Origin of the sequence: Tritonibacter mobilis F1926 (assembly GCF_000376545.2) — a bacterium.
GTDB lineage: Bacteria > Pseudomonadota > Alphaproteobacteria > Rhodobacterales > Rhodobacteraceae > Epibacterium > Epibacterium mobile.
Genome location: NZ_CP015230.1, coordinates 989,278 through 1,003,580 on the forward strand (window position 1 = coordinate 989,278; position 14,303 = coordinate 1,003,580).

General features: G+C 63.0%; 17 protein-coding genes. 11 read left to right on the forward strand and 6 right to left on the reverse strand.

Annotated features, from left to right (window positions below):
* The first annotated feature begins 65 nt into the window (after positions 1–65).
* Positions 66–620 (forward strand): hypothetical protein, encoded by a 555-nt coding sequence (locus tag K529_RS04765; protein ID WP_005646784.1) that lies wholly within the window; start codon positions 66–68, stop codon positions 618–620.
* Between the two features lie 25 nt (positions 621–645).
* Here K529_RS04765 and K529_RS04770 read toward each other — a convergent pair whose 3' ends face one another.
* Positions 646–1,170 carry a DUF4174 domain-containing protein gene (locus tag K529_RS04770; RefSeq protein ID WP_046001995.1) on the reverse strand — a complete coding sequence of 175 codons (525 nt, stop codon included), beginning with the start codon at positions 1,168–1,170 and terminating at the stop codon, positions 646–648.
* A gap of 157 nt (positions 1,171–1,327) precedes the next feature.
* On the opposite strand from K529_RS04770, the gene K529_RS04775 reads away from it, so the two are divergent.
* Genes K529_RS04775 through K529_RS04785 form a run of 3 tightly spaced genes read left to right on the forward strand, consistent with a single transcriptional unit; the run spans position 1,328 to position 4,685 of the window.
* Positions 1,328–2,281 carry a hypothetical protein gene (locus K529_RS04775; protein WP_005648991.1) on the forward strand — a complete coding sequence of 318 codons (954 nt, stop codon included), beginning with the start codon at positions 1,328–1,330 and terminating at the stop codon, positions 2,279–2,281.
* Positions 2,244–4,373 carry a methylmalonyl-CoA mutase gene (gene scpA / locus K529_RS04780; RefSeq protein WP_046001996.1) on the forward strand — a complete coding sequence of 710 codons (2,130 nt, stop codon included), beginning with the start codon at positions 2,244–2,246 and terminating at the stop codon, positions 4,371–4,373. The genes K529_RS04775 and scpA overlap by 38 nt, the downstream gene beginning before the upstream one ends.
* Before the next feature lie 15 nt (positions 4,374–4,388).
* Positions 4,389–4,685: a putative quinol monooxygenase gene (locus K529_RS04785; RefSeq protein WP_005687995.1), complete on the forward strand. Its 297-nt coding sequence runs from the start codon at positions 4,389–4,391 to the stop codon at positions 4,683–4,685.
* A gap of 170 nt (positions 4,686–4,855) precedes the next feature.
* On the opposite strand, the gene K529_RS04790 is transcribed toward K529_RS04785, so the two are convergent.
* Positions 4,856–5,344: a VOC family protein gene (locus K529_RS04790; RefSeq protein WP_005683880.1), complete on the reverse strand. Its 489-nt coding sequence runs from the start codon at positions 5,342–5,344 to the stop codon at positions 4,856–4,858.
* 217 nt (positions 5,345–5,561) lie between these two features.
* Here K529_RS04790 and K529_RS04795 point away from each other — a divergent pair, with 217 nt between their 5' ends.
* Genes K529_RS04795 through K529_RS04810 form a run of 4 tightly spaced genes read left to right on the forward strand, consistent with a single transcriptional unit; the run spans position 5,562 to position 8,405 of the window.
* Positions 5,562–6,164 (forward strand): VOC family protein, encoded by a 603-nt coding sequence (locus K529_RS04795; RefSeq protein WP_046001997.1) that lies wholly within the window; start codon positions 5,562–5,564, stop codon positions 6,162–6,164.
* Positions 6,161–6,706, forward strand: coding sequence for a GNAT family N-acetyltransferase (locus K529_RS04800; RefSeq protein ID WP_040643849.1), 546 nt, complete (start codon positions 6,161–6,163; stop codon positions 6,704–6,706). Before K529_RS04795 ends, K529_RS04800 begins: the two co-directional genes overlap by 4 nt.
* A gap of 9 nt (positions 6,707–6,715) precedes the next feature.
* Entirely contained in the window at positions 6,716–7,423 is a 708-nt protein-coding gene (locus K529_RS04805; RefSeq protein WP_009176686.1) for a molecular chaperone DjiA, read from the forward strand.
* The gene (locus K529_RS04810; RefSeq protein WP_046001998.1) at positions 7,404–8,405 is read left to right on the forward strand and encodes an endonuclease/exonuclease/phosphatase family protein; all 1,002 of its coding nucleotides are present in this window, start codon (positions 7,404–7,406) and stop codon (positions 8,403–8,405) included. The genes K529_RS04805 and K529_RS04810 overlap by 20 nt, the downstream gene beginning before the upstream one ends.
* Here the strand turns inward: K529_RS04810 and K529_RS04815 are convergent.
* Complete coding sequence (locus K529_RS04815; RefSeq protein ID WP_046001999.1) at positions 8,402–9,301, reverse strand: LysR family transcriptional regulator; 900 nt, start codon at positions 9,299–9,301, stop codon at positions 8,402–8,404. The genes K529_RS04810 and K529_RS04815 overlap by 4 nt on opposite strands.
* A gap of 95 nt (positions 9,302–9,396) precedes the next feature.
* Here K529_RS04815 and K529_RS04820 point away from each other — a divergent pair, with 95 nt between their 5' ends.
* From K529_RS04820 to K529_RS04830, 3 genes are all read left to right on the forward strand, one after another.
* Positions 9,397–9,615: a hypothetical protein gene (locus tag K529_RS04820; protein WP_046002000.1), complete on the forward strand. Its 219-nt coding sequence runs from the start codon at positions 9,397–9,399 to the stop codon at positions 9,613–9,615.
* 79 nt (positions 9,616–9,694) lie between these two features.
* Positions 9,695–10,072 (forward strand): hypothetical protein, encoded by a 378-nt coding sequence (locus K529_RS04825; protein ID WP_080929560.1) that lies wholly within the window; start codon positions 9,695–9,697, stop codon positions 10,070–10,072.
* A gap of 22 nt (positions 10,073–10,094) precedes the next feature.
* Positions 10,095–10,511 (forward strand): VOC family protein, encoded by a 417-nt coding sequence (locus tag K529_RS04830; protein WP_046002002.1) that lies wholly within the window; start codon positions 10,095–10,097, stop codon positions 10,509–10,511.
* A gap of 3 nt (positions 10,512–10,514) precedes the next feature.
* Here K529_RS04830 and K529_RS04835 read toward each other — a convergent pair whose 3' ends face one another.
* The 3 genes from K529_RS04835 to K529_RS04850 all read right to left on the reverse strand — a co-directional run bounded on the left by K529_RS04835 (position 10,515) and on the right by K529_RS04850 (position 14,235).
* Complete coding sequence (locus K529_RS04835; protein WP_046002003.1) at positions 10,515–12,161, reverse strand: Ppx/GppA family phosphatase; 1,647 nt, start codon at positions 12,159–12,161, stop codon at positions 10,515–10,517.
* Between the two features lie 201 nt (positions 12,162–12,362).
* Positions 12,363–13,040 (reverse strand): P-loop NTPase family protein, encoded by a 678-nt coding sequence (locus tag K529_RS04845; protein ID WP_009177103.1) that lies wholly within the window; start codon positions 13,038–13,040, stop codon positions 12,363–12,365.
* Between the two features lie 52 nt (positions 13,041–13,092).
* Positions 13,093–14,235 (reverse strand): AI-2E family transporter, encoded by a 1,143-nt coding sequence (locus K529_RS04850; RefSeq protein WP_005658487.1) that lies wholly within the window; start codon positions 14,233–14,235, stop codon positions 13,093–13,095.
* Positions 14,236–14,303: the final 68 nt, after the last annotated feature.

The following is a 14,303-nucleotide window of genomic DNA, read 5'->3' on the forward strand; positions in this document are numbered from 1 at the left end:
AGGGCGCGCGCCTATTTTTGACGCATATGCCCTGCCGCAGGTCTCTGCCTGCCGGTGTTTTCACCATGCCGATATTGCCGGAGATTTTGCTCGTGCCGCTTTCCCGTCCTCGCCGCCTTCTGCGTACCCTCACCGGGGTGCTGGTTGGCTCTGCTCTGATGGCGGCCTGCAGCCTCGATCAGGAGGAGAAGGTCCGCTCGCAAATTCAGGATTGGGTGAAGCTGGGCGAGACCTATTACTTCTTCTCGCGGGTCAATTGCACCGCCGCCCTCTTCGAGGTGAAGGCGAGCCGGATCACCTCCATGGTGAAAAAGGTCCGCGACGTCGACACAGGCATGCGCGCCATCACCGAGGGCAAGCCGGTGGCCTTCGAAATCTCCGACATGTCGCCCACTGTCGTGACCGAACAGATCATGACCCGCGATCTGCCACTAGGGCTTGGGGTGCTGTCCTCGGGCACCGGTGGCAAGGATTGCATGGCGGTCGAGATGGAAGATGCCTATTTCAACGCGCTTCTCGACCCCACATCGGTGCTGATCTTCGACCCCGAGGCCAAGTTCACCGCGATCTTCGACCGGCGCAACATGCGTCTGTTTTATTCACGCGGCCGCACCCACTAGGCGCGCGCTTTGCACGCAACAGAGATTACCCGCCGCGCCGGGCCTCGATTTCGCGTTGCCGGGTGGGCATCTTGTCGATGCTGCGGCTCAATTCGCGCACGCTCCACGGCAGCGGTTTGCGAAGTTTCACACCGCCGTCCTTGCCAATCAGAACCAGCATGAACCCGCGCGGGCGCAGCTTTTTGCGCAGGGCAGAGCGCGCCTTTGGGTCAGTGTCCACAAACACCACCACATCGCGCGTCATCAACGCCGGGATGTCTTGTAACAGCTCGTCGATCTGCTCTTGGTATCGCGGGTCCGCCGGGCTGTCGGCAAAGACCACCACCGGACGATGGGTCCACTGGAATTCCTCGATATCCACGTCGTATCCATCGCGGATCTCAAATGCGGGCGCGGCCTCTTCGACGCTCAGCTCTTCGGGGGCGGCGTCTTCGCTCAATCCGGTATCCGGCGCGCGCGGCGGGGCGTCAGCCTCCTGCGCCGCAAGGGCCAGCGTGAAGGGCAGGGTGGTCAGGGCGGCAAGCAGCGCGAGGCTTTGCAATCTGTTCATAGGCTCTCCTCTAAGCGCAAATATATGTGTTCCCAGCGTAAAAGCGACCGCTGAAACCCCCAAGGACACAAAAAAATCATCTTCTGTTAAGCGTGAAGGAACCCCTTTCGCGCATGGTTTTCTGCGGAGCCCTCAGCCTGCGCAAGGAGAACCTGCGATGAAAGTCATTTTGCATATCGGTGCCCACCGCTGCGCCACCCGCAGCTTTCAGAACTATATGACCCGCAAAAGCGAAACCCTGTCGCAATACGGCATTGCGTTCATGGGACCAGAGCGCACGCGCAAGGGGCTGTTGCACGGGGTGCAGCCGGGGGCGATTTCTGTCACCGGACGCAACCCGGTTGAACGCGCGCGCGGGCGGATCTCCTTGCAGCTGGCGGGGTTGCACAACGCAGGCACTGCCGCTGTGGTGATTTCTGATGCGGCCATGCTGCAACCGCTGGAACAGTGCTTTGCATTGGGCGCGCTCTATCCCGGTGCGGGCGAACATCTGTCGCGGCTGGATCATGCTTTTTCCGGCGCTGTCACGGATGTGATGCTCAATATCCGCAGCCCGGAGAGCTTCTGGGCCTCCGCCATGGCGGTGCGGCTGGAACACTCCCTGCGTCTGCCCAACGCGCGGACACTGTCGCGCATCGCAGAGGCCACGCGCAGCTGGCGTGATGTTATTCAAGACATTTATTGCGCCATGCCCGGTGCCCGCATCCGGGTCTTCGCACATGAGGTTTTTGCAGCGCAGCCCGAAGCACAGCTTTCGGCGGTGACCGGCGTCGACTGCCCGCGGGTGCGTGGCAGCTTTCGTCTGAACGCCAGCCTGCGCCTGCCGGAACTGCATGCAGAGCTGCCAAAGCGCATCACCAACCTCCTGCCCGAAGGGGAGGGCCGCTGGATGCCCTTTTCCGAGGCTGAGGCCGCGCGCCTGCGCGAGAGTTACTATGACGATATGATGTGGCTGGTCGGCGGGGCCGATGGCCTCGCTGAACTGGCCGAAGATCCGAATAAATCGGACACGACCACCAACACACCTGCGCCTGACCAAATCGCGCAGGAAGATCTGACAAGAGGACGATTGCATGACCCAGACACCGGACGATTGGCGGGCACTGGCTGAAAAAGAACTGCGCGGCCGCCCGCTCGAGGATCTCACCTGGCAGACCTTGGAGGGCATCGACGTAAAGCCAATCTATACGGCTGAGGATACCGCAAACCTTGGCCATATGGGGACTCTGCCAGGCTTTGGCCCTTTCACCCGCGGGGTGAAGGCCACCATGTACGCAGGCCGCCCCTGGACCATCCGCCAATACGCGGGTTTTTCCACGGCCGAGGAATCCAACGCCTTTTACCGCCGCAACCTTGCCGCCGGTCAGCAGGGCGTCTCCGTCGCCTTCGATCTTGCCACCCACCGCGGCTATGACAGTGACCATGAACGTGTGATGGGCGATGTCGGCAAGGCGGGTGTGGCCATCGACAGCGTTGAGGATATGAAGATCCTCTTTGACGGCATCCCGCTCGATCAGGTTTCGGTCTCCATGACCATGAATGGCGCGGTGATCCCGATTCTGGCCAGCTTCATCGTCGCAGGTGAAGAGCAGGGCCACGACAAGGCGCTCCTCTCCGGGACCATTCAGAACGACATCCTTAAGGAGTTCATGGTCCGCAACACCTATATCTATCCGCCCGAACCCTCGATGCGGATCATTGCGGATATCATTGAATACACCTCAAACGAGATGCCGAAATTCAACTCCATCTCGATCTCCGGCTACCACATGCAGGAGGCGGGCGCGAACCTCGTTCAGGAACTCGCCTATACGCTGGCGGATGGGCGCGAATACGTCAAAGCCGCCATCGAGGCGGGCATGGACGTGGACAAATTCGCAGGCCGCCTCTCGTTCTTCTTTGCCATCGGCATGAACTTTTTCATGGAGTCCGCAAAGCTGCGCGCCGCCCGCACGCTCTGGCACCGGGTGATGACGGAGTTTGGCGCCAAATCCGAACGCTCCAAGATGCTGCGCACCCACTGCCAGACCTCGGGCGTGAGTCTGCAGGAACAGGACCCTTACAACAACGTGATCCGCACCGCCTACGAGGCGATGAGCGCGGTTCTGGGCGGCACGCAAAGTCTGCACACCAATGCGCTTGATGAGGCGATCGCGCTGCCCACCGATTTCTCTGCGCGAATTGCGCGCAATACCCAGTTGATCTTGCAGGAAGAAACCGGCGTCACCAATGTCGTCGATCCGCTCGCCGGCAGCTATTATGTCGAGAGCCTCACCGCCGAACTCGTCGATAAGGCCTGGGCGATGATGCAGGAAGTGGAGGAGATGGGCGGCATGACCAAGGCCGTGGCCTCCGGCATGCCGAAACTGCGCATCGAGGAAACCGCCGCCCGTCGTCAGGCGATGATCGATCGCGGCGAAGAGGTGATCGTCGGCGTCAACAAATACCGCAAGGACAAGGAAGACCCGATCGACATTCTTGATGTGGACAACGTCAAGGTGCGCGACAGCCAGATCGCCCGGCTCGAGCAGATCCGCGCCAGCCGTGATACGGCAGCCTGCGAGGCGGCACTGGCCGAGCTGACCCGCCGCGCATCTGAGGGCGGCAACCTGCTCGAAGCGGCGGTCGAGGCTGCCCGCGCCCGGGCCTCAGTCGGAGAAATCAGCATGGCAATGGAAAAAGAGTTTGGCCGCCACCGCGCCGAGGTGAAAACCCTCGCCGGCGTGTATGGCGCGGCCTATGAGGGCGACGAAGGCTTTGCCGCGATCCAGAAATCTATTGAGTCCTTTGCCGAAGAAGAGGGCCGCCGCCCGCGTCTTCTGGTGGTCAAGATGGGGCAGGACGGCCATGACCGGGGCGCCAAGGTGATCGCCACCGCCTTTGCCGATATCGGCTTTGACGTGGATGTGGGGCCGCTGTTTCAGACCCCGGCCGAGGCCGCGCAAGACGCCATCGACAATGACGTGCATGTGATCGGAATCTCCTCTCAGGCGGCGGGGCACAAGACGTTGGCACCGCAGCTGATCGCCGAGCTGAAGGCGCAAGGGGCCGAGGATATCATCGTGATCTGTGGCGGGGTGATCCCGCAGCAGGATTATGAGTTCCTGTATAAGGCAGGGGTGAAGGCCATTTTTGGCCCCGGCACCAATATCCCCACCGCCGCGCAGGACATTCTGGAGCTGATCCGCGATGCCCGCAGCTGACGCGAGGGGTGCGATATGAGCGATGCACTCCCCAAGGGCCGCGTGCACCTCTCGGGGCATCTCTTCTGCGCTTCGGCGCAGGAGCGGGCCTTAGTGGAGCAATACCTGCCGGAGCACATCCGCCTCACGCGGGCGGAGCCGGGGTGCCTGTCCTTTGAGGTGACGCAAACCGATGATCCATCCGTCTGGCGGGTGGAGGAATGTTTCACGGATCGCGCGGCGTTTGACGCGCATCAACTGCGGGCAGGGGCCTCCCTCTGGGGCCAAAAAACGCAGGGCATACGTCGCGCGTACGAAATCACCGAAGATTAGGGTTCTGACCTTGGGCGCTTGGTCTCATCCGGGCGGTGGCAGCCGACCCTCGACGAGAGGGCCGGCTGCGCGCGTCGCACCCAATGGGTGCGACGCGCCACGCCCAACGGGCGTGGTGGCATGTGCCATGCCACCGGGACGGGCGGGAGCCGCCCCGGTTATCACTCCGGTTACGCTCGGTTGAGCCAGTCGGAGTAGCCCTGCACGCCAAAATCCGTATCTGGCTCATCTTCCAGCATATGCAGCATCTCGATGGAATGGCCGTCCGGGTCCTTGAAATAGATCGACATCGCAGGCATCCAGCCAAACACCACCGGCTCTGTGACCGGTGTTCCGCCAAAGCCAAGCGGCGTGATGCCCCGGCTTGGCAATACCTCACAGGCGCTCAACACGGCGGATTTTGTCGCGCGAAACGCAAAATGCATCGTCATGCTCAGCGGCGCGCTGCCCGCCCCCCAGAGGCCCAGCATGCCCACCTCCTTGGGTCCGGCCCAGACAAAGGCGACATTGCGCGCGGGCAACCGATGCGCCAGCTTTAGTCCCAACTGGCCGGTATAAAACGACAGAGAACGGTCCAGATCCCGCACCGGCAGATGCGTCTCATAGATGCCAAGGATGTGGTTTGCGGCCCAGTCTTCGGGCGTCAAAGGGTCGTGCATATGTGAACTCCAGTCATAGTCGGTGCGCCCTAGGGCTGCAAAGCAGCACAACCGGGGCGGCGACTCAGACGGTAATTCCTCAAGCTCACTTTAGATCAAGCACAAAACATCAAGACCACCATGCCTCTGTGATCCGCGCGCATTGCGGGTGTCCTTCCCCCCCGGATTTGCTAGGCTGCCGCCCAGGACCACACCGATCCAGCCAAGGGGCTTCACCATGGAACTCGACCATTTCGCCATTGCCGCCAACACGTTGGCCGAGGCCACCGCCCATGTCGAGGAGGCGCTTGGCGTGCCCCTCCAGCCGGGCGGGGAACATGCGGTCTTTGGCACCCACAACCGTCTTTTGGGGCTGGCAGACGGGCTTTATCTGGAGGCCATCGCCATCGACCCGGAGGCCACGCCGCAACGCCAGCCGCGCTGGTTTGATCTGGACCGGTTTGCAGGTGCGGCCCGGATCACCAATTGGATCTGCCGCAGCAGCGATCTGGACAGCACGCTGGCCGCGCTGCCGGTGGATGCAGGCGCGCCGGTCTCGCTCACCCGTGGGGATCTCAGCTGGCAGATGGCGGTGCCCAAAAGCGGCATCCTGCCCTATGACAATATCTTTCCTGCGCTGATCCAGTGGCAGGGACCGCACCCTGCACCGCGCCTGATGCAACAGGGCTGTAGCCTGCGTCGTCTGGTGGTCTCCCACCCCGAGGCGCAGGCTCTGGCAGAGCTGCTGCCGCTTGGTGATGCACGGGTGGTGTTTGAACCCGGTCCCGCCGCGCTGCGGGCGGAAATCGACACGCCGCACGGGCTGCGCCATCTGTCATGACCGCCGCACAAACGACGCGGATCAGACCCGCCCGCGACAGCGATACCGAGGCGATCACGCATCTGCAGCGCCACATCGTTGACACCACGCTTATGACCTTCGCCACCGAGGCGCGCGCGCTCAGCGACTGGCAGGACGATATCCTCTACGGTGATCCGCCAATTCTGGTGGCCGAAGATACGGATGGAGACTTCCTTGGCTACGCCACCTACACGGGCTTTCGCAGCAGCGAGGGCTATCGCCACACGGCAGAGCTGTCGATCTACCTCTCCGAGGCCGCCCGTGGACGAGGGGCAGGGCGTAAGCTCCTGACAGAACTGGAAAACAGAGCCATGGAAGGCGACATCCACGTCATGGTCGCCGCCATCAGCAGCGCCAACCCCACAGCCCAAGAGTTCCACGCCGCCTGTGGCTACACAGAGGTCGGACGCCTGCCGCAGGTGGGGCGCAAATGGGATCAATGGCTCGATCTTGTGCTGATGCAGAAAATTCTGCGTGAGGACGGCACTGCCCCGCCTGACAGCGCGGTCAATCCCGGCTAAACTGGCCTTATGTCACTCTGGACCCGCATAACCGAGGCGCTTGCGGCGCTGACGCAGGGCGAAAGCCTGGCCGAGGTGTTCGACCGCCTGCGCACGCCGCCGGAACGTTCCGTGGGCTTCACCATCGCGGTGATCGCGCTGGGGGCAAAAATGGCCAAGGCCGACGGGCAGGTGACCCGCGATGAGGTCGCCGCCTTTCGCGAGGTGTTCCAGATCGCCGCCGAGGATGAGGCGCAGGCGGCGCGGGTCTTCAACCTCGCCCGGCAGGATATCGCAGGCTACGACGATTATGCCCGCCGCATCCGGGCGATGTTCTCGGATGACCCCGAAACGCTCTGTGACCTGATGGAGGGGCTGTTTCACATCGCCATTGCCGACGGGTTCTATCACCCCAATGAGGATGTGTTCCTTGAGGAGGTGAGCCGCATCTTTGGCCAGTCCGAGGCACAGTTCCGTTCGCTTCGGGCGCGGTTTGTCGAGGATGCCCCAAAGGATCCGCATGAGGTGCTGGGCGTGGCCCCCGGCACCCCGATGGAAGACATTCGCCGCATCTGGCGTCGGCTGGTGCGCGACAACCACCCCGACGCGATGATCGCGCGCGGCGTCCCACAAGAGGCGATCCGGCTGGCCGAAAAGCGCATGATCGACATCAACCGCGCGTGGGAAGACCTCAGCGGCAAGGCGCAAGCCCGCGATCATGCGCCTGAGCACGTATAATATCGAATGGTTCGAGGCGCTCTTTGACGAGAGCGATCACTTGCGTCTGGATGGCTCCCCCTCCGCCCGTCACGAGGTCAGCCGCCGCGCGCAGGCCGAGGCCATTGCCGATGTGCTGCGCGCCATTGATGCCGATGGCATCACCATCATTGAGGGCCCCAACACCGGCAAACGTCAAAGCACCGTGCGCGCGCTCACGCGGTTCGCCGAATGGGCCGATCTGCGCACAAGGGACGTGGTGATGGGCTTTGCCAATGACACCCGTCAGGAAATCGCATTCTTGTTTGATTCCAATGTGATGCAGGCGGAACATGCGCCCATCTCATCGCCGCGCGCGCCCCGGTTCGATGCGACGTTTGAAATCGACCTCGATGTCGATGCCAAGGCCGATATGGTGCGGTTTTCCAAACCCCCGATGGAGCTTATGGTGACCCCGGTGGAGGGTATGCCCTTTCGCCTGATCGGCGCGCATCTGAAATCCAAGGCCCCCCATGGCGCGCGTACCCCGGAAGAAGCCCGCGCGATCTCCATTGCCAACCGCCGCAAGCAGCTGGCGCAGGCGGTCTGGCTCAGGGGGCGGGTCGAAGACCATCTGGAGGCGGGCGATCCGCTGGTGGTGATGGGTGACTTGAACGACGGCCCCGGCCTTGATGTCTACGAGGCGCTCTTTGGCCGCTCTTCAGTGGAAATCATCCTGGGGGCAGAGCTGTTTGACCCCCACGCGCGCCATTTGCTTCGGCCCAATCAGCAGGGGCTGCCGACCTCAGCGCGGTTCTATAACCATCTGGAAGGGCGGTATTTTCAGGCGTTGCTGGATTACATCATGATCTCGCCACCCTTGCAGGCGCATCAGCCGAAATGGCGCATCTGGCACCCGTTTGAGGATGCCGCCTGCTATGGCACGCCCACGCTCTGTCAGGCGCTCCTGACGGCATCGGACCATTTCCCGGTCACGCTGGATCTGGAGCATACCTCCGGCTAATCCTGTGCGCTTTCCTCTGCGACGCTGGCGCGCAGCCAGTCCAGCACCGCGCGCACCGCATGTTTGTGCTGGCCGCTGGTCTCACCCGCCGGGGTGACGATCGCCTGCAAGCCATTGGACACACGCACAAACCCCAGCGGCGCAATCAGCCGCCCCGAGGCCAGATCATCCGCCACCAGCCGCCGCTCTGCCACCGCCACGCCAAGCCCCGCTGCCGCCGCCTCCAGCGCGAGGATGTGGTGCGGATAGGCGCTCTCACGCGCGGCGCGCAGGGCCACGCCGCTCAGACGGCACCACGCGTCCCAGGATTGCGGCGCACCTGCGTGCACCAACCGCAGCTCCGCACGCCAGCCCTCGGGCGATTGCACCAACGGATAGCCCGGCGCGCAGACCGGACCATAAGAGGTATCGCCAAGGATTTCGGGCTCGCGCGTGTCCCGCAGAGGGCCGCGCAGGCGGTCATAGCTCAAGATCAGATCATAGGTGTCGCGCATGTCGCGGTGGGGTCCGGACATCAGCAGATCCACCTCCACATCCGGGTGCTGCGCATAAAACCGGGGCAGGCGCGGGGTCAGCCAGCGGGTGGCAAAGGTGGCGCTCACCGCCAGTCGCACCCGGCGCTGATCCTGCTGCTGTCGCAACTGCTGCGCCACATGATCCAGCCGGTCCAGCATGGGCCGCAGCTCCGCTTGCAACTGTGCACCACGCTGGGTCAGCCGCAATCCGGTGCCGTCTTTTTCAAACAGCGCGCCACCCAGATCCTCGCCCAGATGACGCAGTTGTTTGCTGATGGCGCTATGGGTCCGGCCCAGTTCTGCGGCCGCAGCGGTCACGGACCCGAGCCGGGCGGTGGCCTCGAATGCGGGCAGGGCGGAGAGGGGTGGCAGATGTCTCATATGTTCCTAGAAAGACCAAAGAGCAGGAGAAGAACTCAATTTTTCTGCGGTCATTATAGGACTAAGCTGGCGGTATTGGAACAAAGGAGCCTCTTATGTCCGCCGATATTCTGACCCTGCCGCACGCGCGCCCCTTGCGCCGGACCTGTTGCGCCCCGGATCAGCGGGGGCTGGCGCTGTGGCTTGCCCGTCGTCGTCTGCGCCTGATGCTGGCTCGCGAGTTGCTCGGCGCGCCCGACAGCGCATTGCAGGATGCAGGCTGGACCCGCGCCGCCCTTCGGCAAGAGATCGCCAAGCCGATGTGGCGGGGGTAAGCGGCGCGGATTTGTCCCCCTATGCCTGTTACAGAAGCGCGCTATACTCTTAGGCATGACACAGGATATTCGCCCTCGCATGTTTCGCCGCCTTGCCCTTGGGGCCGGGGTTGCGGCCCTGTTGGCGCTGCCGCTCGCCGCAGAAGACGCCCCGACGGACGAGGAGGGGCCGACACTGATGGATCGCGGGATGGAGCTGTTCTTTGAGGGGCTGCGCCGCGAGATGGAGCCGACGCTCGAAGAGGCCGCGCGCCTTTTTGCCGAAATCGGCCCCTCTATGCGCAGCTTCCTCACCGAGATGGGGCCTGCGCTGGCGGATATCGCCGATCAGGTAGAGGACTGGAGCGTCTACGAGATGCCAGAAATCCTGCCCAACGGCGACATCATCATCCGTCGCAAGGCACCACAGCCCGAGACCACGCCAAAAGCGACTGAGGACGGCAGCATCGAGCTATGATCTGCCGCAGGGAAAGAAGGTCATGATCTCTTATGTCACGGTCGGCGCGGATGACATCCCACGCGCCAAGCGGTTCTATTCCGCCTTTATGCCTGCTCTTGGCTACACGCTAACAGAGGGGTCAGAGGGGCTGAGTTACGTCTTGCCGACAGCAGCGGGGCAGTCACCGATCGCGCCTGACTATTATGTGAAACCCACCTTTGACGGGCGGCCTGCCTCGGCGGGCAATGGCGCGATCGTGGCGTTTGAGGCGCAAAGCCAAGCGCAGGTCCGCGACCTCCACGCCGCAGCGCTGCGCGCGGGCGGCAGTGACGAGGGGCAGCCGGGCTTTCGCGCGGCCTACGGTCCGCGGTTTTACGTGGGCTATTTGCGCGACCCGCAGGGCAATAAGATCGCTCTTTATGCCAGCAATCCAAACGAGCCGGGACGGGACGGATAGGCGCTAGTCCCGCGCGTCCTTTTCCAACAGCGCGCCGCGTGTGCCTGCAACGGTCACCCGCACCTCGGCCTTTAGCGTGTTGACCAGCGACATCAGCCGCGACTCTGCCACCTCGCCAAACAGCGCGGTGCTGGCGGCGGGCAATTCCACATGCAGGAGGCGTTTGCGGGGCTGCCAGCGCAGGCTCCCGATGTCCTGATCCTCGCCCACCATCAGCATCGCGCCAAAGCGCATCGCCTTGCCGAGGATTTCGGCCTCTTTCTGTTTTTCCGGCGGCAGTAGATCGTAGAGATGTTCGAAATGGGTGCCCTGCCGTTTGTTGCGATAGCGGTGCAGCAGCGCCAGCCCAAGAAAGATCCGTTCGGAGTGTTTCAGCCCGCCGAGATTGGCGCGGGTGGCGTTGTCAAAACAGACCTCGGCGCGATAGTCCGGGTGCGCGCGCCAGCTGACATCATGCAGCACACAGGCCGCCTTAACAAGGCGCATCTTGGCGTAGGGCGCGCCGGAAAACAGCGGTTTTACAAAGGTGTATAGCGTCTTGCCAAAGCCCGGAACCCGCGCGTCCTTGGCCTCGGCAAAGCGCGCCGCCTCAATCAGCGGGTCGCGCTGGCGCAGGCGGTCGGGCATCTGTTCATACAAGAGCCCCTCGCGAATCCCATAGCTGGAAATCGCGATATCCTTGGGGCGAAAGGTCTTGATAAGGCGCGAGAGCACATCAATCGCGTAAGGCACCAATGCCATCCGCGCCGAGGACACGCCGCACTCGGAGCGCAGCTTTTCCAGATCGCCCTTCTCAATGAATTTGACCGTCTCGCGCACATCCTTGGCGGTCATGCGATATTCGTGCTGCACCGTCAGCGGGTAGTTGCGCCGCAGCATATCCAGCCGCGCAATCGCCCGCCAGCTGCCGCCCACAAGGAACAGACGATCCCGCTGATCGCCAAGCTGGTCACGCAGCGAGGCCATCACCTCGTCGATATGCGCCTTGCGGCCCCGGCGACCGCCTTTGATGTCCTTGAGCTTCAGCGGCCCGAGGTTGGAGGTCACGCATTTGCCGACCTCACCGTCGTGGATTTCCGCCAACTCCATGGAGGAGCCGCCAATATCGCAGATCAGCCCATAGGCACCGGGCCACCCCAAGAGCACGCCCTGTGCCGACAGCCGCGCCTCTTCTTCGCCGGTGATCACGCGGATGCGCAGGCCCGTCGCGGCCTCAACCTCGGCGCAGAACTCCGGCCCGTCGCTGGCGTCGCGCACCGCCGCCGTCGCCACCACAGTAAGCGGGTCTTTGAGGAGGCCCTTTGCCAGCATCTGAAACCGCTTGAGCGCTTCCAGCGCGCGGGCGCGGCCCTTTGGGTTGAGCTTGCCGGTGTCGGACAGACCCGCGCCAAGGCCACACATGATTTTCTCGTTGTAGAAATAGGCGGGGCTGCGCGCTGCGCCATCAAACACCACCAGCCGCACAGAGTTCGACCCCACATCGACCACGCCCACCCGGCTCAGCGCGCGGGCATCCGGGTCATTAAACAGAGGACGGCCATAGGGGCCCCAATCCTCTGCCGGTGCATCAGATCGTGCGGCCTCTGACGGGTCCGACCCGGAGGTCGCTGTATCGAGGTCACGGTGCGGGGCAGCGGGCTGAATGGTCATGCAGGCTCCGGGGCGTTTTGACTTTGGAAAGAATGGGGTATCAAGGCGATCAGGTCAATTCGCACATGCAGCATTGCGGCAATTTCCTTGCGTCTCGATATGAGCTGTCGCTGAGCAGGCTGGGGCGCAGGCGCAGGTAAGACAGGGGCGGGCAGGGCGCAAAACTGTCCTGTGTTGCTCTCCTGCGGCTTGCCCATAGCCTCAGCCCTCCTGATCGCTCGACATCATGCGGATCGCCAGCGCGCGGCTGAGGGTGCGCTGTTCTGCGAGCGCCAGACGGTCCAACTGGTCCACCACCGCTGCCGCAGCGGCAAAGCTGCGATCCATCCGCCCGACCAGATAGGGGATCACATCGGGCTTGGGGGTGATCTGTCGGTCATTAAAGAGTTTCGCCAGCACCACCGCCAGCAGCGCATCATCCGGGGCTTCAAGAGCGGCATGGGTCGCCGCCTGCACCCGGCTTTGCAGATCCGCCAGTCCCAGACCCCAAAGGTTCGGGGCAGGGCGGCCGGTCAGCATCAGCCGGTGCCCATGGGTCAACACCATATTATGCAGGTGAAACAGCGCCTTTTGCGCCCGCGCATCCTCGGCGATTGCCGGGACATCCTCGATGGCGACCGGACCGCTTGCCAGATCGGGCACATCGGCCTCGGTCAGGGCACGGGCCGGCACCACACGGGCGCCGCTCTCTTTGGCCCAGACATGGGCGAGGTGGGTTTTGCCGGACCCCTTTGGCCCGGTCAGGACCAGCTTGCCCGAAGGCCACGCAAAGGCCGGGTCGATCAGTGCGACCGCCATGGCGTTTGACGGTGCAACAAAGAAATCATCCCGCCCCAGCGCGGGTTTCGCCGGGAGATCAAAGCTCAGCTGTTCGGACATCGGCAGTCTGCTTGTTTTATGCGTATGGGTCGGGCGGGTCGAACCCTATGTTTCAGATGTCGGAGCGCTGGTCCTCAGGCGCGAGGGTGGCGGCATCCCGGTGAGAGAGCCCCTGATAGAGGCGACTGTGCAAATACTGATCCACGGCGAAACGTGCAACCACCCCGATGACCGCCGCCACCGGCACCGCGATCAACATGCCGACAAAGCCGAACAATGCGCCAAACACCGACAGCGCCAGCAGCAGCCAGACCGGGTGCAGCCCGACTGAATTCCCCACCAACTTGGGCGTCAGGAAATTGCCTTCGACCATCTGGCCGATCACAAAGATGCCCGCCACCAGCGCAATCCGCAGCCAGTCGGTGCCCTGCCGGATCATCTCGCCATCCGCGCCTTCCACGGCGCCCCAGAACTGAAACAGCGCCAGCCCAATGGCCAGAACACCGCCGATAATGGCCCCGAGGTAGGGGATAAACGTAACCAGCCCCGCGACAAAGCCCACCGCCAGACCGAAGTTCAGCCCCACCAGCATCAAGGCCACCGCGTAATAGCTGCCAAGGATCACGCAGACCATGCCCATGCCGCGAATAAAAGACGACAGCACCCGGTCAATCTCGCGCGCCAGATGGCGCACCACCGGCGCATGGTCGCGCGGCAGCAGATCATCAATGCGCGCCACCATCCGGTCCCAATCCACCAAGAGATAGACGGCCACCACCGGCACGATCACCAAAAGCACCACGATATTCAAAAGCGACATCGCCGAGCCGACAAAGGTCTGCAGCAGGGTGACGCTCTTGTCCTGAACGATTTTCCAAAGGCCCGCCAGCGCCTCGCGGACCTGGCTGTTGTCTTCAAACAGCGACGGGAAATGCTCCTGTGCAAAGGAACGCAGATTGGACATCGCTTGCGGCAGGGTCTGCACCAGATCGATCATCTGGTTGATCAGGGCTGGCACGATCAGCAGCAGCATGATGAGGAAAATCAGCACCGCCCCCACTGTGATCACCGCAGTGGCGCCTTCGCGGCTCAATCCCGCCCGCTCCAGCCGGTCAGCAAGCGGGTCGATGATATAGGCAATCGCCCCACCAAGGATAAAGGGCATCAGCACATTGCCAAGCGCCCACATGATCACTGCAAATAGGACTGCGGCAAGGCCCCAGTATTTCAATTGTTTGCGGGCGGGCAGAGCCATGATCCGGCATCCTCGCTATGGCTGTTCGCGGATGCGTCTGTGATCGCCCATGCTCTCTTCAGTTGCAA